This window comes from Streptomyces sp. JLBG701 (assembly GCF_058544905.1).
In genome coordinates, this window is the sequence record NZ_CM178588.1 from 2,019,391 (window position 1) to 2,036,684 (window position 17,294).

The following is a 17,294-nucleotide window of genomic DNA, read 5'->3' on the forward strand; positions in this document are numbered from 1 at the left end:
TCGTTCACTTCCCTGGGTCGGCCGCCCTGACGGCCACGGTGTCGTGGGGCTGCCCGCCGAGGACGACCTTGAGCGCGCCGGTGTCGGCGGCCCGGGAGAAGACGTCATATGCCTCCTCCATCTGGTCCAACGGGAACGTGTGGGTGACCATCGACACCGCCTGCAGGCGGCCGGCGGCCATCATGCGCAGCAGGGTGGGGGTGGAGGACGTGTCGACCAGCCCGGTGGTGATCGTCACGTTCTTGATCCACAGGTTCTCGAGGTGCAGGGTCGCGGGCTTGCCGTGCACGCCGACATTGGCCACATGTCCGCCGGGGCGCACCATGCGCGTGCACATCTCGAAGCTCTCCGGCACCCCGACCGCCTCGATCACCACATCGGCGCCGAGTCCCTCGGTGAGGTCGGCGACCAGCTGTTCGGCTTCGTCGCCCGCGGCGGCGGCCACCGCGTCCGCGCCGAGTTGTTTGGCCGCGTCCAGCCGGGCCGGGGCGGGGTCCACGGCGATGATCTTCTGGGGTGTGTAGAGCTGTGCCGTGGCGATCGCGGCGAGTCCGACAGGCCCCGCCCCGACCACGGCGACCGTGTCTCCGGGCCGTACGCGTCCGTTGAGCACGCCCACCTCGTAGGCGGTGGGGAAGATGTCGGCCAGCAGCACTGCGTCCTTGCTGTCCAACGCGCCGGGCAGCGGGTGCACGGACAGGTCGGCGTGGGGCACGCGGACGTACTCGGCCTGCGTGCCGTTGATCAGGTGGCCGAGGATCCAGCCTCCGCCGCCGCGGCACTGCCCGTACGCGCTCTCTTTGCAGAAGCGGCAGCGGCCGCACGCCGTGATGCACGAGACCAGCACCCGGTCGCCGGGACTCACTGTGCGTACGTCGCCGCCGATCTCGACGACCTCGCCGACTGCCTCATGGCCGAGGACCGTACCGGGGCGTACCTCCGGCACGTCACCCTTGAGGATGTGCAGGTCCGTGCCGCAGATGGTGACGGCGTCGACGCGGACGATCGCGTCGGTGGCGTCCTCGATCCCGGGGTCCGGGACGTCCTCCCACGCCGACTGTCCGGGGCCGCGAAAGACCAGTGCCTTCATGACGATCCCTCTTCCCTGCTCTTCCGGCCGCGGCTTCCCGTCACGGCGGGGGTGCCGCAGGGCGACCTCCTCGCGGCCGGAACGGTTCCTCAACTCCATCCTGACCCGGGCAGAAGCTGCCCGCATGGGCCGCTCGGCCCCCATTGCCCGGCCGAGCAGGGCCGGGCGGCCTCAGGTGTGGCCCACGGGCCCCTACGAGATCGGCCCGAGCTGCCGGAAACTGGAGAGGGGCAACGCCGAAGGAGGCAGCAGCCATGCGGCACCGCATCGTGAGCGAGCTGATGACGACGGACGTCGTGAGCGTGCGGCAGGACGCGACCTTCACGGAGATCGCCAAGCTGCTCGCGGAGCACGACATCACGGCCGTTCCGGTCGTGGACGACACCGACAGGCCGCTCGGGGTGGTCTCCGAAGCGGACCTGTTGCGCAAGGAGGCGAGCCGACTCGACCCGACGGGACTCCTGCCCGCCCTGCACCCGGAATCCGCCGAGCGCACGAAGGCGGACGCGACCACGGCGGAAGGGCTCATGACCAGCCCGGCCGTCGTAGCGCGCCCCGAGTGGACGGTGGTCGAGGCGGCCCAGGCGATGGAGCGCAACCGGGTCAAGCGACTGCCGGTGGTGGACGAGTCCGGTCGGCTGATCGGCGTGGTCAGCCGCGCCGACCTGCTGCGGGTGTTCCTCCGCGGCGACCGTGCCATCCGCGAGGAGATCACCGGGGACGTGCTGATGCGCACGCTGGGCGTCCCGCCCACCGCTGTGACCGTGCATGTCGTCGACGGACGGGTCACCCTGCGCGGCACCGTCGAACGCAAGAGCGTCATACCGGTCGCCCTGCGGCTGTGCCGCGGTGTGGACGGGGTGGTCGACGTCTCCGAGCACCTGGACTTCAAGGTCGACGACAGCGGCAGCCCGACCACGGACGGCGGTTCCCCACGTCGCGCTCAGCTCTCGCCCTGAAGGCGTGCGGAATGCGGCACAGGGCCCGCCGGGTGGCTCGCCGCTGCGCTCCCGACGGGAGGGTCCAACGCGCAGCGGGGCTAAGCGGTACCTCAGGCGGACCGACCGCCCCTCTGCCCATGCCACCGTCACGGCTCTTCGCACGGTGATGTCGCGCCTCCCCCGTTCCCCGCCGCAAGATCGTGATGGGTTGGACCGTGCCCGGCAGGGCTGAACGGCCCATTACTGAACATCAGTTGACCCCCAAACGGCCCCATGCGCACTGCCTGGCAGGCCCATGTCCGGTGCCGTCCCCGAATGCCACCTTTCTCCTAGTGCTGATGACCTGGCAGTGCCCATGAGGAGGTGCGGACCGATGCGCAGGGACACTCTTACGAAGCGGAGGCTGTGGCGGTGGCGGAGCAACCCGCTGCGGCGCCACGACGACGTCGTCGAGGCATGGGTCGTGCTGGCTGTGTGGACAGTCATCGCGCTGGGCGGCACGCTCGCCGGCCTGGTCGCCGGGCATGCCGTCGCCGAGTCCCTCGCGCAGCAGCGCGCCGGGCGGCACTCCGTCCCGGCTGTACTCCTTGAGGGCACCCCGGCAGCCTTGGTGACGGAGGCGGGAACAAGCCACGAGCAGGTCCGCGCCAAGGTCCGCTGGACCGCCGCGGACGGCTCCACGCACACTGGCGAGGCCAAGGTGGACCCGGGACACAAGGCCGGTTCGAGGGTGCAGATCTGGTTGGACAGCCAGGGGCAACTCACCGCGGAGCCGACGACTGCTGCCCAGGCCACCGTGTATGCGGGATACGTGGGTACCGCAGCTGCACTCGGGGTCGGCGGTGTGACGTACGCGGTCGGGCGCGTCGCACATTGTCGGCTGGACCGGCGGCGCATCGACCAGTGGGGCCGGGAGTGGGACCAGGTCGGACCGCAGTGGATTCGCAAGACCACCTGAGCCAGAACCGGTTGGCCATGACAGCAGGCTGGCCGGCCCTGGCGGGCACGACCCCGGAAGCGGAGGCCGAGAATCACCACAGCGAGTTCCGCTACGGCACACTCACCCACGCGCTCCGGCGGCCAGCCAGGGCGGCGAGGTGCGCGGCCGGGAAATGCGCCAGTATCGCACCGCGGCCCGGTAGCCGAACGGCCCGGGTCCCCCAGGGCCGTTCGGCCCTATCCGACCCGCTGGGCCCGGTGGTCTCCTGACGTCGCGACCGGGTGCACCCGCCTCCGCACTTCCGCTCCCCCGTACGGGAGAAGGGGCCGGAGCACCCGGTGCGCGCCATGGACGGATACGGCTGCCAGAACGGCCGCCGCCTGCCCCTTGCCGTCGACTCACCGGAGGCTCGTGTGCGCCGCATCAACGCTGGTAAGTTCCTCATCGCGTTAGGGATCGTCGGCACGGTCGGCTCACTCGCGTACCCGGTGTTCTACTCATGGCCCCACCGTTTTGACGCCGTGAAAGCCACCCAGGCCGCCCCCGCAGAAACGGTGAGCACACGCTGGGGACCGCTGACCGCTGCCGACCGCGACCTGGTGGTGCGGGTACGGCTCGCCGGTCTGTGGGAGATTCCCGCGGGGCAGCAGGCGATCGAGCGCGCGCCCACGAAGGCGGTCAAGGAGGCGGGCGACCACCTGGTGGTCGGCCACAACGACCTCGACAAGCGCGTCCGGATCATCGCGGCCGATCTCGGCATCGCGCTGCCGAACCAGCCGAACGCGCAGCAGCAGGGCTGGCTGAAGGAACTGTCGGAGGCCCAGGGCGAGGATTACGAGCGGAAGTTCGCGAATCTACTGCGGTCCGCGCATGGCAAGGTCTTCTCGGTGATCGCGGAGGTCCGCAGCAGCACCCGCAACTCGCTCGTCCGGCAACTGGCCACGGACGCCAACCAGACTGTGCTCGACCACATCACGATGCTGGAGAAGACCGGGGATGTCGACTTCGACGCGATCGCCAACGACGCGGCGAAACTGCTGACCGCCAGCCCGACCGGGCCCCCGCCACCGTCGCCCGGGGTGTCGCCGGCCTCGGCGCCGCCGGTGCGGCCGACCGGAGACCCCGACCTGACGTCGAGCCCGTCGGCACCGGCGCCCGGCGCCGACGTCAACACGAACCGGCCGGAGCCCTCGGCCTGAAGGACTACCTCGGCCGCAAGCCCAAGTCCCTCTCGGGCGGGCAACGCCAGCGGGTCGCCATGGGGCGGGCGATCGTGCGCGAGCCCCAGGTGTTCCTGATGGACGAGCCGCTGTCCAACCTGGACGCGAAGTTACGTGTGCAGACCCGCACGCAGATCGCCGTGCTGCAGCGCCGCCTGGGCACCACCACGGTGTACGTCACCCACGACCAGGTCGAAGCCATGACCATGGGCGACCGCCTGGCCGTCCTCAACGACGGCCTGCTGCAACGGGTCGGCACGCCCAAGGAGGTGTTCGCCCACCCGGCCAACACGTTCGTCGCCGGCTTCATCGGATCGCCCGCGATGAACCTCTTCCGCCTCCCGCTCACCCCCGACGGAGTCCAACTCGGCGGGCTGACCCTGCCGCTGCCCCGGCAGACCCTCAAGTCCGCGGGTGACGGCTCCGCCACGGACATCACTCTCGGCGTCCGGCCCGAGCAGTTCGAGCTTCTCTCGCCGGAGGATTCGGAGACTCCCGGTCTGGATCTCGTGGTCGACGCGGTCGAGGACACCGGCGCGGTCGCCTACGTGCACGCGACCGCGAAGGTCGGGCGGTCGGCGAGCGGCTGGACCACCACGCCGGTCAGCAGGCCGGCGAACCGGGTCTCCAAGTCACGGTAGGCGGCACGGACTTGGGCATCGCCGCGCAGGTCGAGATGGACGGCATGCTCGGCGGTCTTGTGCAGCAGGCCCGGCCAGTGGGCCTTCATGACCACCCGGCCGCCCGTCTCGGCCATCAGGGCCCGGTAGCCGGGGCGCGGCTTCGAGGCCGCCCAGTCGGCGGCCATCCCGGCCGAACGCCGACTCGCCGCGAAGAACCGCAGCCGCAGGTTCTCCGGGGACATCTCCTCGTAGAACCCCTCCAGCCGTTCGTGATCGGCCCGCCGCACGGACCGGATGCACACGGTGCTGCCGTCCGTGAGCAGGGCGTGGACTGCGGGCCGGCTGAGCGCGTCGTCCGTCATCGTGGATCTCCTCCAGGTCTCTTGACACTCAGAGCGTCCAGCGGAACGGGGCGGAGCCCCATGGGCTGTCCGGGGGCGGAGGGTGGGCCGGTCGGTCCTTCAAGGTGAGGCCGGGTTTCCGGCGTTCCAGGTACAGGCCTCGACCTCGGGCAGTTCGTCGTCTTCGAGGGACGGAATTCGGCGGGCATGGGCGACACAGTCAAGCGAGTTACGGAACACCTCAACCCGCGGGTGGCGCGGATCGCCACGCCTCCCAAGCCGACCGGCTACGTGCGCCCGCCACGCGATCTGCGGACCTAGGTCCCCGATCACGCGGCGAGCCTGTGAGCCGGTCACGGCCCTCACACCTGCTGCGGTACGACGGCGACGGGGCAGGCGGAGTGGTGCAGCGCCGCGTGGGCGACGCGGCCGAGCTGGAGCCCGAAGTGCCCGTTGCGGTGCCTGGCGCCGACAACCAGGAGGTCGGCGCGGTGCGAGAGGTCCACCAGCACCCGGCGGGCGTGCCCCTCGATGACCCGACTGTGCAACTCGATGTCCGGCGGGACGTCCCGCAGGGCCTCGGCGAGGGTCTCTTCCGCCTGCTTCTCGTGCAGCCGGGCGGGGGCGTCGGCCAGCAGCGGGTGGTCGGTGGTCTCGTGTGCGGGGCACCGCCAGGCTCGTACGGCCTCCAACGGCACCCCACGCCGCCGCGCCTCGTCGAACGCGAAGCGGACGGCCGCCGAGTCCTTCGCGTCCTCGCCGACGCCCACGACGACCCGGCTGTGGACCGAGGGCGTTGCCTGGTTGTCGGGGGTGCCGCGCAGCACGATCACCGGGCAGTCGGCGTGCGCGGCCACGGTCAGGCTGACCGAGCCGAGCAGCAGTTCGGCGATGCCGCTGCGGCCGCGGGTGCCCACGACCAGCGCGGAGGCCTGCCGGCCCGCGCTCACCAGGGCGTTCTCGGGCTCCTCGAACACCACCTCGGAGGACACCTTCAGCTCCGGCTGCCGGGCGCGGGCGCGCCGGGCGGCGCCCGTCGCTATCTCCTGGGGCAACGCCTGCGCGGAGGGCTTGCCGATGTCCTGGGCGAGCGCGTCACCCTCGTAGCGCTCCCACAGGCAGGCGTACACCACGTGCAGTGGGACTCCGCGCAGCGCGGCCTCGTCGGCCGCCCAGTCCACGGCCCGCAGGCTCGGCTCGGAGCCGTCGACGCCCACCACCAGGGGAAGTTGCTTCGTGCTCATGACTACTGCTCCTTCAGGGGGTTGCATCAGTCGTGGGCGACGACCGCGACGGGTGCGGTGGCGTGGTGCAGGACTGCGTGCGTGACGGGTCCGATGTGCGTGCCGAACGGGTTACGGCGGATCCGGCGGCCCACGACAACCAGGGAGGCCCCGCTGGAGACGTCGACCAGGAAGTTGGCGGCGCTGCCCGAGCGGGACTCCTCGACGACCTGGACGTTCGGGTAGTTCCGGCGCCACGGACGCAGGGCCTCGGCCAGGGCGGCGGCCTGCTGCCGGGCGATCTCGCCGTGCAGTTCCAGGTCGGCGGAGAGGCCGTAGACGTAGTACGGCGGCAGGTTCCAGCCGTTGATGACCCGTAGGACGGCAGAGCGTCGGGCGGCCTCGTCGAACGCGAACTCGATCACCGAGTCGTGGGGGCCGGCCGGGTCCAGGCCCAGGACGACGGGCCGGTACGGCGTGGCGGCCGACGGGATGCCCACGGGGTCGGGCTCGTGCTCGTCGGCGGCCTGCTCGCCGGCGCGGACCAGGACGACGGGGCGTTCGGCGTGCGCCACAACGGAGAGGCCGACGGAGCCGACCATGAATCCGCCGATCCCGCTCAACCCGCGGGAGCCGAGGGCCAGCAGTTCGGCGTCCTCGGCCGCCTTGGTCAAGGTGTCGGCCGGCCCACCGGTCAGCTGCTCCACGCTCACTTCGACGCCAGGGTGGCGCAGCCTGAGCCCCTCGGCGGCCTCGCGGGGAACGCGCTCGCTCCAGTGCTGCTGCGTCTCGTCGCCAAGTAGCGGAGCCTGGGCCATGGGCTCGGACACGGGCTCCCAGACATGAACGATCTTCAACGGCAGGCCGCGCAGCTTCGCCTCGCGGGCCGCCCACTCTGCGGCGGCACGGCTCTCGGGCGAGCCGTCGAGACCTGCGACAACAGTGCGGGCCATGATTCCTGCCTCCTCATCTGGGGTTCTGATTCCAGCGTCTTGCCGAGGGGCCTCGTAGTGCAGGGGCCGCAGGTCCCCGGCCCGGGCCGACTGGCCCCACCTGGGGCGGGGTTGCGCGGCGAGCCCAGTGGACGGCGGACCCCATGGCGGGGCTCGCCATGACTCCGGTTGTCAGCGCAGCCAGCGGTTGTCGCGAACGATCGGCAGTCGGGCCCAGCGCTTTCCGATGCCGAGGGTGTCGCCGGCCGAGACCGCGGCCAGAGTGATCAGGAGGACGGCGTAGATGACGTGGTATTCGGCGAACTGGTTCGTCGACAAGATCGCCGCGCCGTCGGACGCGTGCGTGGCCGGCGGCCACTCGGCGATCCACATCAGCGCCATCATCGCGGTCCCGGCGACGGCGGCGGGCCACAGCGCGAAGCCGCCGATCAGGGCGAGCCCGATGCCGAGCAGACCGAGCATGAACAGCCAGTCGGTCCAGGCGTAACCGGCCCAGGAGTGGAACGTGGACTTCATCGGGCCGGCGGCGACGCCACTGAGGAAGCCCTTGGTGGGCGAGACGCCGTCGATCCAGCCATTGCCGGTCCGGGTCGAGTAGCCGACGCCGACGGTCTTGTCGAGGAACGCCCACAGGAAGACAAACCCCGCCAGCAGGCGGAGGGACGCGAAGGCGCAGTCCCGCACGGATGCCGTGGCGACGCTCACCGGCGCATCGGTCCCGGGGTCGGACGCGGCCGGGTTCCTCCGGAACGCCGGCCGGTGGAACCCGGGGCTCCGGAGAGGCTGCTCGTGCACGGCCATAATCATGATCCCTTCGGGACGTCGTGGATGTCGGTCGTCGCATTGCACGCGCCGTCCACTCTCGTCGCGGGCGGTGGCCGTCGCCGAGTGCCGAAGGTCTGCCTCCGTAGGGCTGAACGGCCCCTTCCGCAGGCCTTGTCGGGCCGCCGAGGCTGGACTCGTCGACACGGTCCTCGCGGCTGGACGACCTGGAGGCGTACGGGCTCACGGAGTCGGTGGGGCGCGAGCTGATCTTTCCCACGCCGCCGGCCTCGGTGACCGCGTACCGGAATCGGTGCCGCGGCCGATGGACCGGGCTACGCGTGCGGAGGACCTCAGCCGATACGCAGGGTTCGGACCTTCACGCCTCGCTCTCGGGTCCTCAGCCTCTCCCCCGCGCCGTCCACCGTCCGCACAGGGCCGGACGGACCTCAGGAGCGCACCATTCGGCCCTCGCCCCGGCGGTCGCCGGCCCGCGACCATGCACTGGGGGTGTATGCGCGGCGGCAGAGCGCCCCAGCTGTCGCGTCGGCTACCGGAGGTGCGCCATGGCCGGACCTGTCGTCGTCGGACTCGACGGTTCCTCCGCGAGCATGACGGCCGCGTGGTGGGCCGCCCGCGAAGCCGCGGACCGGCACCTGCCCGTGGTGCTGCTCCACTCCTGGACCACCCAGCCACTCGACGTGCCGATCGCCCAGGAGGCCCACAACAAGAAGCGGTACGGGCAAGAGGTGCTGCGGCGGGCCGCGGCCGAACTGCTCCACCGTCACGGCGATCTGGCCCTGACCACGGAACTGGTGTCGGCCCCGGCCGCACAGGCCCTCCTGGACCACGGCGAGAACGCGGCCATGCTCGTCCTCGGCTCCCGCGGACACGGCTCCGTGGCGAGCTTCCTGCTCGGCTCCATCAGCCTGCACGTCCTGGGCCTCGCCCAGTGCCCCGCCGTCGCCGTCCGGGCCGGTGCCCCCGCCGTCGACGCCGGCTGGGAGCACCCCACGGCGGCCGACCGGAACGAAGTCGTGGTCGGTGTGCAGGAGCTCGGGCCGAATGTCGAGCCGCTGCTGGAATTCGCCTTCACCACCGCCGAGTTGCGCGGAACCCCCGTGCGCGCGGTGCGGGCCCTGCCCGTTTCCGCGCTGGTGACCCATCCGCACCCGCTGGCCGCGCAGCCGACCGACCGTGACCGCGAGGCCGAGGAGCGCACGCGGCTGGCCGCGGTGCTGATGCCGTGGCGCGAGAAGTTCCCCGACCTCCCCGTCGTGGAGCACGTCGCCATGGGTCCCGCGGCACAGGTACTGCTGGCCGCTTCCGCACACAGCCGACTCACCGTCGTGGGACGTCGGCGCCACCCGTCCCGCAGGACGTGGAAACTCGGGCCGGTCGCGCACGCGGCCCTGCATCACGTGGCGTGCCCCGTCGCCCTTGTCCCGCACGACTGAGCCGGCCGGAGGGCCCGAGGTAGGACTGCCATGGACCGCACGCTTACGGACAAACCACTGCGCCGGGTGTTCTCGGCGCTGTCCCGCACGCCGGCGCTGGAATCGGTCCTCCTGGCCGTCACCGCCATCGCCTTGGCGGCCGGTGGCGCCTTCTGGCTCGCGGGCTCCGCCGACCTCGCCGACCTGTGCTGGGCCCTGGGCACCGTCGCGGCCGTCGCGCCCGCGGTGGGCTGGGTGCTGGCCGCGCTGCGGCGCGGTCACGCCGGGGTGGATCTGATCGCCGTCCTGGCCCTCGGCGGCACCCTGGCTGTGCGGGAGTACCTCGCCGGGGCTCTGATCGCGCTGATGCTGGCGACCGGTCGCACGCTTGAGGCCGCGGCGCAGCGGCGCGCCTCCCACGACCTGCGCGCCCTGCTGGAGCACGCGCCCCGCACCGCCCGGCGCCGCACCGGCACCGAGGTGCACACGGTGTCGCTGGCTGAGGTCGCCGTCAATGACCTGCTCGTTGTCGGCCCCGGCGAGGTCGTCCCCGTCGACGGCCGTGTGGCAGACAGCACGGCCGTACTCGACGAATCGGTGCTCACCGGAGAACCCGTGGCCGTGCGGCGCACACAGGGCCAGTCGGTGCGCAGCGGTGTGGTCAACGCGGGCGGCGCCTTCGAGCTGCGCGCCGCCGCGACCGAGCAGGACAGCACGTACGCCGAGATCGTCCGGCTGGCCCGGCAGGCCGGAGCGGAAACGGCACCCGTCGTCCGGCTGGCCGACCGCTACGCGGCCTGGTTCCTGCCGCTGTCCCTGGCGGTGGCGGGGCTGGCCTGGCTGGTCAGCGGCTCCGCCGTGCGGGCGGTGGCGGTCCTGGTGGTCGCCACGCCGTGCCCCCTGCTGCTGGCCGCGCCGGTGGCGATCGTCTCAGGCCTGTCGCGGGCCTCCCGCCTCGGCGTGGTGATCCGCGACGGCGGGGCCCTGGAGAACCTCGGCCGGGCCCGCACCCTCCTGCTCGACAAGACCGGCACCCTCACCCGGGGGCGCCCGCGCGTCCTCGACGTGACCGCCGCGCCCGGCCTGCAGCCGGCGGAGGTGCTGCGCCTGGCCGCCTCGCTCGACCAATACTCCCCGCATGTCCTGGCCCAGGCCGTCGTCGACGCGGCCCGCGAGCGCGGGCTGGAACTGTCCGTGCCCGCGGACGTGTCCGAGGAATCCGGCCGGGGTGCCATCGGCACCGTCGAGGGGCGCCCGATGACCGTCGGCCGCCTCGACGACAGCACGGCGAGGCCTGCCTGGGCGCGCTCGCTGGAGAACCGGGCGCTCCTGGACGGGGCATCCATCGCCTGGCTCACCGTCGACGACACCCCTGTCGGCGCCATCCTCCTGCGCGATCCCCTGCGCCATGACGCGCCGCGGACCCTGCGCCGGCTGCGGGCGGCGGGAATCGACCGACTCGTGATGCTCACCGGCGACCGTGCCGAATCGGCCCGCGAGATCGGCGCCGTCCTCGGCCTCGACGACGTACGAGCCGGACTCACCCCGGCCGACAAGGTCACCGCGGTGCGCGCCGAGCGCGACCGCGCGGTCACCGTGATGGTGGGCGACGGCGTGAACGACGCACCCGCACTCGCCGCCGCGGACATCGGCGTGGCGATGGGCGCACGCGGCTCCACGGCTTCCTCCGAGGCCGCCGACATCGTCCTGACCACCGACCGGGTGGACCGCCTGGCCGACGCCGTCGCCATCGCCGTACGCTCGCGGCGCATCGCCGTACAGAGCGCGCTCGGCGGCATGCTGATGTCGCTCGCCGCGATGGCCGCGGCCGCCTTCGGTCTGCTCCCGCCGGCCGCCGGCGCCCTGCTCCAGGAGGCAATCGACGCGGCGGTCATCCTCAACGCCCTGCGCGCGCTGCGCGACGACCGGGCGGCGCAGCCGGTGCTGCAGCCCGCCACGGAAGCCCTCATCCATCGCTTCGCGGCCGAACACGACGACCTGCAGGACGTCTTGGAGTCCGTGCGCGCCGCCGCCGACCGCCTCTCGGAAAACCCCGGACCGGAGTCCCTCGCGGTAGTCCGCGAGGCACATCGCCTGGTCACCGAACAGCTCCTGCCGCACGAGTACGCCGAGGAGCACCAGCTCTACCCCGCGCTGGCCCCCACACTCGGCGGACCCGAGGCCACCGCCACCATGAGCCGCGCCCACGCCGAGATCGAACGGCTCGCCCGGCGCATCGCCGTCCACCTCACGCTCGCCGGCAACGACGGACCGGCGCCGGAGCAGCTCGACGACCTGCGTGCCTGTCTCTACGGGCTGCACACCGTCCTGCGTCTGCACTTCACGCAGGAGGAGGAGAACTACTTCTCCCTCGCACCGTGAACCGGCCTACGCGCCGCGGGCACTTCCGGTCGCTCGTGGAGTACGGCTCACTCGTGGGGTACGACGGCCACGGGGCAGCCGACGTGGTGGATGGCAGCGTGGGTGACGGGGCCGATGCGCGGGCCCAGCGGCCGCTCGGTCGTGCGGTGGCCGACGACGAGCAGACTCGCTCCGGAGGCGGCCCGGACCAGCGCGGTCGCGGCATTGCCCTCCGTCACGGACTCGACGACGTCGATCTCGGGGTACTTGTCCCGCCACACCTGAAGCATGGCGGACAGGAATCCCCGCCACTCCTCCTGTCGTTGCGTGTCACCCACCAGACCGATGTCTCCGGGCCCGAGGCTCACGGGCGACGGCGAGCGCCAGACATGCGCGACCCGCAGACGTGCGCCGCGCAGGCGTGCGGCCTCGAAGGCGAACTCCAGCACCTCGTCGCAGGAGTCGCCCAGGTCGATGCCCAGGACGACGTCCCGGTACCCGGTCCGTGTGGATGGGCTCCCGTCGTCCGCGGGCAGGTGTTCGTCCGAGGCCTCCTCCGTGGCCCGCACGAGGACGACCGGCCGCGTGGCCCGCGCCACCACCCCCAAGGCGACCGACCCCACCAGGAATCCGGTGAAGCCGCTCAGCCCTCGCGAGCCCAGGACCAGCACGTCGGCCCGCTCCGCCGCACGCAGCAGCGCCTGCGTCGCCGGCCCCTCCATCTGCTCGTCGTGCACGCGCACGTCCGGGCACGCCTCGCGGACGCGCTCCTCCGCCTGGCGCAGCACCCGCCCCGCCATATAGCGGTGAACCGCGCCCGCGCACTCCCCCTCCTCGGAACGCGGGCTCCAGTTCCTGACGTACACCAGCTGCAGCGACCGGTCGCGGCGCTCGGCTTCACGGGCCGCCCACTCGGCGGCGGCGAGGCTCTCGGCGGATCCGTCCACTCCGGCGATCACGGGCGCAAGCATGACGCATACCTCCAACGCTTGAACTGCTCGGCACGGCCAGCCTCACGCCGCGCACGACCAGGGGGTATGGGCCGTCAGGTCTTGGCCCGGGACCATCCGGCCCATGCTGGGCCGGAGTTGACCGAACCACGCTCGAAATGGTGTGTCCGCAATCCGGGCGAGCGAGCGTGACCGTCACTCCGGGAGCACCAGTCGCCCCGTCTCCCCCGGCTGGAGGCACACCGCGCGGTCCGGCAGCCGTACGTCGATGGGCGAGCCCTCGGACGACGGCACCTCGATCTGCAGCAGCTCGCGCTCCAGCCGCAGCCGTACGCCCCAGTGGCCCTGGTAGCGCAGGGCGAAGCCGTACGAGGAAAGCTCTGGCAGTGGCACGGGGTCGAGCCACAGCGCCCCGCCCCTTGTCTCCAGGCCGGTCAGCCCGCGCTGGACGAGGTCGAGGGTGCCCGCCATCGCGCCCAGGTGGATACCCTCGCCGGTGGTGCCGCCCTGCAGGTCGGCGATGTCGCCCTGCAGGGCCTCCTGGCAGAACTTCCAGGCCTCCGCGCGCCGGGCCCGGGCCAGCACCCAGCCGTGGACCAGGCCGCTGAGGGTGGAGCCGTGGCTGGTGCGGTGCAGGTAGTAGTCGACGGTACGGCGCCAGGTGACCTCGTCGAGAGGTACGCCCAACCGGCCGAACAGGCCTTGGAGTTCGGCCGGCGAGAAGAGGTAGCCGAGCATCAGGACGTCGGCCTGTTTGGATGCCTGGTAGCGGTTGACGCTGTCGCCCTCCGCCTCCAGGATCCGGTCGAGGCGCCTGATGTCGCCGTACCGCTGCCGGTAGCCGTCCCAGTCGAGTTCGGCGAGCTCGCCGTAGCCCTCGAACTGGCTGATGACGTCGTCGTGGAAGGGCACGTGGAGGGTGCGGGAGACGTCCTCCCACAGTTCGAGCTCGCCCCCGTCCAGGCCCGTGCGCTCGACGAGTTCGCGGCGGCGGGGCTCGGGCAGGGTCTCCAGCAGATCCAGGGTGCGGGCGAGCACCCAGGCGGCGGTGACGTTGGTGTACGCGTTGTCGTCGAGGCCGGGTTCCCGCGCGCCGGGGTACGCCTCGTGGTACTCGTCGGGGCCGACCACACCCTTGATGCGATGGCGTCCGAGGGCCTCGTCGTAGACGGCCGAGTCCGCCCAGAAACGGGCGATCTGCAGCAACATCTCGGCCCCCTTGGTGTGCAGGAACTCGGTGTCGCCGCTCGCCTCGCAGTACTGCCACACGTTGTAGGCGATCGCCGATCCGACGTGGTGCTGGAGCCGGGAGTGGTCCGGGAGCCAGCGCCCTGAGCGCGGGTTGAGGTGGAGCTGCTGGGTCTCCTCGCGTCCGTCGCTGCCGCTCTGCCAGGGGTACTGCGCACCCCTGCGACCCTTCTCCCGGGCGGCAGAACAGGCCTGTTCGAGGCGCCGGTGACGGTAGCGGAGCAGAGCCCGGGAGACCTCCGGGAAGTGCAGGTTGAGGTAGGGCAGGACGAACAGTTCGTCCCAGAAGACGTGTCCGCGGTAGGCCTCGCCGTGCAGTCCCCGGGCGGGTACCCCGACGTCGAGGTCGGCGGTGTGCGGGGAGAGGGTCTGCAGGACGTGGAAGAGGTGCAGCCGCAGGATACGGCCGGCCTCCCCCGCCACGTCCAGGTCGGCCCGGCGCCACAGCTGGTCCCAGGCCGTGAGGTGCGACTCGACCAGTTCGTCGAAGCCGGGCGCCTGACCCACCCGGTCGATGGCGGCGTACACCGGGTCGCTGATGGCCGGGTCGCGTGAGGTGTGCAGGGCGACGATCTTGTCCACGGTGGCGGTACGGCCCGGGGCCAGGTCGAGAGTCAACCGCTGGACGGCGCAAGGGATTTCGTGGCTGCTGGTGACGGGCACCTCGGCGGTGACGCGGGCCGCCATGCCGATGCGAATGTCCGAGGTCCGGGTGCGGCAACGCAGCCACACCGTGTCCGGGGCGGCGGTGTCGGTGTACACGTGGGTCAGGTGGCGGCCGTCCAGGTCCCGGTAGCGCGGCACGCCGGAGTTGGCGACGCCGCCGTCGAGGGCCGCCTCGACATCGAGTGCGCTCGAGAAGCCCTCGGCGGTGAACTCGGTGCGGAGCGCGGCTATATGGGGATCCGCCATGTGCACGAGCCGCTGTTGGCGCACCGTCAGCACCCGCTCCTGGCCGAGGTCGTAGCGCGTGCGACGCTCCAGCAGTCCTGCGGACAGGTGCAGGATCTCGCGGTGCTCGAGCACGGTCGCGGTGTCGGGGGTGAGCCACGGCCCGTCGGGGAGGCGGTAGCGCAAGGGCAGCCAGTTGGGGACGTTGACCATGTCCTCGTTCTCGACCTGGCGGCCCGCGACCTCGGAGGTGAGCCGGTTGTAGCAGCCGGCCACATAGGTGCCCGGGTAGTGCACCTCGTCCGCGGCGCATTCCGGCAGCGCCCCCCGCGTGGCGAAGTAGCCGTTGCCCAACGTGCACAGCGACTCCCGCAGGCGCTCGTCGGCGGGCTCGTAACCCTCGTACTCCCAGCTCCAGCCCGTCACTTCGCTCCTCCCGCGACCAGTTCTCCGAGGTCGTGTACGACGATGTCGGCGCCGTGCCGCAGCAATCGCGCCCCGGTGTCCTCCTCCGCAGTGCGGTCCACGCCGACCACCAGGGCGAATCCGCCGCGCCGGCCCGCCTCCACACCCGCCAGGGCGTCCTCCACGACGGCGGCGCGGTCGGCGGGGACGCCGAGCCGGCGGACCGCCTCCAGGAACAGGTCGGGCTCCGGCTTGCCCGCCAGGCCCAGCCGGGCCGCCTCGCCGCCGTGCACGAGGACGTCGAACAGGTCGAGCACCCCGGCGCGGGCCAGCAGTTCACCGGCGTGCCGGGACGCGGACGCCGCCGCGCGGGGCACCTCCGCCCGGCGCAGGGCGCGCACCAGCCGTAGCGTCCCCGGATACGCGTCGACGCCGTGCTCACGCAGCCGCTGCACGAACAGCCGCTCCTTGTCCGCCGCGACGGAGCGCACCGTCTCGGGCAAGGTCTCGATACCGCGCGCGGCAAGGAAGGCGGCGGCGCCATCGAGGCGAGACTTGCCATCCACGTACCGCAGGTAGTCGTCCCGCACGTCGAACGGTCGCCACCGTTCGGGGTCTTCGGACTGGTGGGCGCGCAGGAAGGCGTCAAACGCCGTCTTCCACGCCGCGGCGTGCACCCGGGCCGAGTCGGTGATCACTCCGTCGGTGTCGAACACGACGGCGCGCACGTCCCGCAGCACCGGTGCCAGCGCTTCGCGGGACGTCACAGGGGTGAGTGGGCGGTGCACGGTCACACCCGCTGCGGCACGATCGCCACCGGGCACTTGGCGTGGTGCAGCAGCGTGTGCGCCACCCGGCCGAGTTGGAGGCCGAACTGGCCGTGCCGGCGCTGCGCTCCGATGACCAGGAGGTCGGCAGCCGCCGACCGGGTCAGCAGCACTTTGCGGGTCGGCCCCTCCACGGTGTGACGGCGGACCCGTACCCCGGGGTGGTCGGCCATCGGGTCGTGGAGCAGGGCATCGAGTGCGGCGGACGCCTGCTCCTCGTGGTGGTGCGCCGGCTCCCCGGCGAGCAGGGGGTGGTCGGCGGTCTCGTGCACGGGGCAGCGCCAGGCACGTACGACATCGAGTGTGCAGCCGCGGGCCGCGGTCTCGCGGAAGGCGAACCGCACCGCCTCACCGCCGGTCGCGGACTCGCCCGCGCCGAGCAGGATCCGCTCATGGGTACCCGCCAGGCCGGCCTTGTCGCCGCGGACCACGATCACCGGGCAGTGGGCGCGGGCCGCCACGGCCAGGGAGACCGAGCCCAGGAGCAGGCCCGTCAGCTCGCCGCGGCCGCGGGATCCCGTCACCAGGGCGGAGGCATTGTGGCCCTCGCGCAGGAGAGCGGACGCCGCTTCCTCGGGGACCACCTCCCCGGAGACTTTCACCTCGGCATTGCGCCGTCGGGCACGCTCCGCCGCGGAACCGACGATGTCGTCCGCCAGCACCTGCTCGGACGGGCGTTCGGCGCCGTCGGACGGCGCGGCACCTTCGTAGCGTTCCCACAGGGAGGCGTACACCAGTCGCAACGGCAGACCACGCCGGGCCGCCTCGTCGACCGCCCAGTCGACTGCGACGAGACTCGAATCCGATCCGTCGACACCCACGACCAGGGGTAGCTCCATATCCCTCACCGCATTTCGTCGGGCTGCGCAGACGTGCAGCAGCACAGGGCTCCAGCTCACCGTCGCATCCATGGCCGGGCGACGGGAGGGGCGGTTCGGTCACGGCTTGGGCCATTCGGCCCCTGTCGGGCCTCGCGCCGCGTTGAGTGCCACTCGGCCCGGCTCAGCCCCTGGGCCGCTCAGCGCCTCGCCCGGACACCGAAGATGAGCCCGCGCCAGGTTCGTCACGGCCGTCGGCAAGGGA

The 17,294-nt window shown here is 72.2% G+C and carries 13 protein-coding genes and 3 pseudogenes; 7 read left to right on the forward strand and 9 right to left on the reverse strand.

Annotated features, from left to right (window positions below; translation table 11 throughout):
* Nucleotides 1-4: 4 nt before the first annotated feature.
* A complete protein-coding gene (locus AC5DRG_RS09245; protein WP_491809513.1) occupies nt 5-1,090 on the reverse strand; it encodes a zinc-dependent alcohol dehydrogenase family protein in 1,086 nt (361 codons plus the stop codon).
* Between the two features lie 254 nt (nt 1,091-1,344).
* Between AC5DRG_RS09245 and AC5DRG_RS09250 the strand changes: the two genes are divergently transcribed.
* The 4 genes and pseudogenes from AC5DRG_RS09250 to AC5DRG_RS09265 all read left to right on the forward strand — a co-directional run.
* Nucleotides 1,345-2,049: a CBS domain-containing protein gene (locus tag AC5DRG_RS09250; protein WP_491809514.1), complete on the forward strand. Its 705-nt coding sequence runs from the start codon at nt 1,345-1,347 to the stop codon at nt 2,047-2,049.
* 355 nt (nt 2,050-2,404) lie between these two features.
* A complete protein-coding gene (locus tag AC5DRG_RS09255) occupies nt 2,405-2,989 on the forward strand; it encodes an Rv1733c family protein (protein ID WP_491809515.1) in 585 nt (194 codons plus the stop codon).
* A gap of 395 nt (nt 2,990-3,384) precedes the next feature.
* Nucleotides 3,385-4,170: a DUF4142 domain-containing protein gene (locus AC5DRG_RS09260; protein WP_491809516.1), complete on the forward strand. Its 786-nt coding sequence runs from the start codon at nt 3,385-3,387 to the stop codon at nt 4,168-4,170.
* Nucleotides 4,131-4,763, forward strand: a pseudogene (locus tag AC5DRG_RS09265) (ABC transporter ATP-binding protein); the annotation flags it as partial. The gene AC5DRG_RS09260 and the pseudogene AC5DRG_RS09265, both read left to right, overlap by 40 nt.
* Here the strand turns inward: AC5DRG_RS09265 and AC5DRG_RS09270 are convergent.
* A pseudogene (locus AC5DRG_RS09270) lies at nt 4,757-5,176 on the reverse strand (acetate--CoA ligase family protein); the annotation flags it as partial. The pseudogenes AC5DRG_RS09265 and AC5DRG_RS09270 sit on opposite strands and share 7 nt — an antisense overlap.
* 156 nt (nt 5,177-5,332) lie before the next feature.
* On the opposite strand from AC5DRG_RS09270, the pseudogene AC5DRG_RS09275 reads away from it, so the two are divergent.
* Nucleotides 5,333-5,440: pseudogene (locus tag AC5DRG_RS09275) on the forward strand (polyphosphate kinase 2); the annotation flags it as partial.
* 77 nt (nt 5,441-5,517) lie between these two features.
* Here the strand turns inward: AC5DRG_RS09275 and AC5DRG_RS09280 are convergent.
* The 3 genes from AC5DRG_RS09280 to AC5DRG_RS09290 all read right to left on the reverse strand — a co-directional run bounded on the left by AC5DRG_RS09280 (nt 5,518) and on the right by AC5DRG_RS09290 (nt 8,132).
* Nucleotides 5,518-6,399 (reverse strand): universal stress protein, encoded by an 882-nt coding sequence (locus tag AC5DRG_RS09280; protein WP_491809517.1) that lies wholly within the window; start codon nt 6,397-6,399, stop codon nt 5,518-5,520.
* Between the two features lie 26 nt (nt 6,400-6,425).
* Nucleotides 6,426-7,331, reverse strand: coding sequence for a universal stress protein (locus tag AC5DRG_RS09285; protein ID WP_491809518.1), 906 nt, complete (start codon nt 7,329-7,331; stop codon nt 6,426-6,428).
* Nucleotides 7,332-7,502: 171 nt separating this feature from the next.
* The gene (locus AC5DRG_RS09290; protein WP_491809519.1) at nt 7,503-8,132 is read right to left on the reverse strand and encodes a hypothetical protein; all 630 of its coding nucleotides are present in this window, start codon (nt 8,130-8,132) and stop codon (nt 7,503-7,505) included.
* Between the two features lie 527 nt (nt 8,133-8,659).
* On the opposite strand from AC5DRG_RS09290, the gene AC5DRG_RS09295 reads away from it, so the two are divergent.
* Both AC5DRG_RS09295 and AC5DRG_RS09300 read left to right on the forward strand, forming a co-directional pair.
* Nucleotides 8,660-9,550: a universal stress protein gene (locus AC5DRG_RS09295; RefSeq protein ID WP_491809520.1), complete on the forward strand. Its 891-nt coding sequence runs from the start codon at nt 8,660-8,662 to the stop codon at nt 9,548-9,550.
* A gap of 30 nt (nt 9,551-9,580) precedes the next feature.
* Nucleotides 9,581-11,911 (forward strand): heavy metal translocating P-type ATPase, encoded by a 2,331-nt coding sequence (locus tag AC5DRG_RS09300; RefSeq protein ID WP_491809521.1) that lies wholly within the window; start codon nt 9,581-9,583, stop codon nt 11,909-11,911.
* A gap of 47 nt (nt 11,912-11,958) precedes the next feature.
* Here the strand turns inward: AC5DRG_RS09300 and AC5DRG_RS09305 are convergent, their stop codons facing one another.
* From AC5DRG_RS09305 to AC5DRG_RS09320, 4 genes are all read right to left on the reverse strand, one after another.
* Nucleotides 11,959-12,861 (reverse strand): universal stress protein, encoded by a 903-nt coding sequence (locus AC5DRG_RS09305; protein ID WP_491809522.1) that lies wholly within the window; start codon nt 12,859-12,861, stop codon nt 11,959-11,961.
* Nucleotides 12,862-13,035: 174 nt separating this feature from the next.
* A complete protein-coding gene (locus AC5DRG_RS09310; protein WP_491809523.1) occupies nt 13,036-15,405 on the reverse strand; it encodes a glycoside hydrolase family 65 protein in 2,370 nt (789 codons plus the stop codon).
* Nucleotides 15,402-16,151, reverse strand: a complete 750-nt coding sequence (locus AC5DRG_RS09315) for an HAD family hydrolase (protein WP_491809524.1) — start codon at nt 16,149-16,151, stop codon at nt 15,402-15,404. The genes AC5DRG_RS09310 and AC5DRG_RS09315 overlap by 4 nt, the downstream gene beginning before the upstream one ends.
* A gap of 23 nt (nt 16,152-16,174) precedes the next feature.
* Nucleotides 16,175-17,050, reverse strand: a complete 876-nt coding sequence (locus AC5DRG_RS09320; protein ID WP_491809525.1) for a universal stress protein — start codon at nt 17,048-17,050, stop codon at nt 16,175-16,177.
* Nucleotides 17,051-17,294 lie beyond the last annotated feature (244 nt).

Bases quoted from the DNA above. Each gene is read 5' to 3' on its own strand.
- AC5DRG_RS09290 (WP_491809519.1), bottom strand. From the start codon at position 8,132: ATGGCCGTGCACGAGCAGCCTCTCCGGAGCCCCGGGTTCCACCGGCCG.
- AC5DRG_RS09255 (WP_491809515.1), top strand. From the start codon at position 2,405: ATGCGCAGGGACACTCTTACGAAGCGGAGGCTGTGGCGGTGGCGGAGC.
- AC5DRG_RS09300 (WP_491809521.1), top strand. From the start codon at position 9,581: ATGGACCGCACGCTTACGGACAAACCACTGCGCCGGGTGTTCTCGGCG.
- AC5DRG_RS09245 (WP_491809513.1), bottom strand. From the start codon at position 1,090: ATGAAGGCACTGGTCTTTCGCGGCCCCGGACAGTCGGCGTGGGAGGAC.
- AC5DRG_RS09250 (WP_491809514.1), top strand. From the start codon at position 1,345: ATGCGGCACCGCATCGTGAGCGAGCTGATGACGACGGACGTCGTGAGC.
- AC5DRG_RS09305 (WP_491809522.1), bottom strand. From the start codon at position 12,861: ATGCTTGCGCCCGTGATCGCCGGAGTGGACGGATCCGCCGAGAGCCTC.
- AC5DRG_RS09295 (WP_491809520.1), top strand. From the start codon at position 8,660: ATGGCCGGACCTGTCGTCGTCGGACTCGACGGTTCCTCCGCGAGCATG.
- AC5DRG_RS09285 (WP_491809518.1), bottom strand. From the start codon at position 7,331: ATGGCCCGCACTGTTGTCGCAGGTCTCGACGGCTCGCCCGAGAGCCGT.
- AC5DRG_RS09280 (WP_491809517.1), bottom strand. From the start codon at position 6,399: ATGAGCACGAAGCAACTTCCCCTGGTGGTGGGCGTCGACGGCTCCGAG.
- AC5DRG_RS09320 (WP_491809525.1), bottom strand. From the start codon at position 17,050: ATGGAGCTACCCCTGGTCGTGGGTGTCGACGGATCGGATTCGAGTCTC.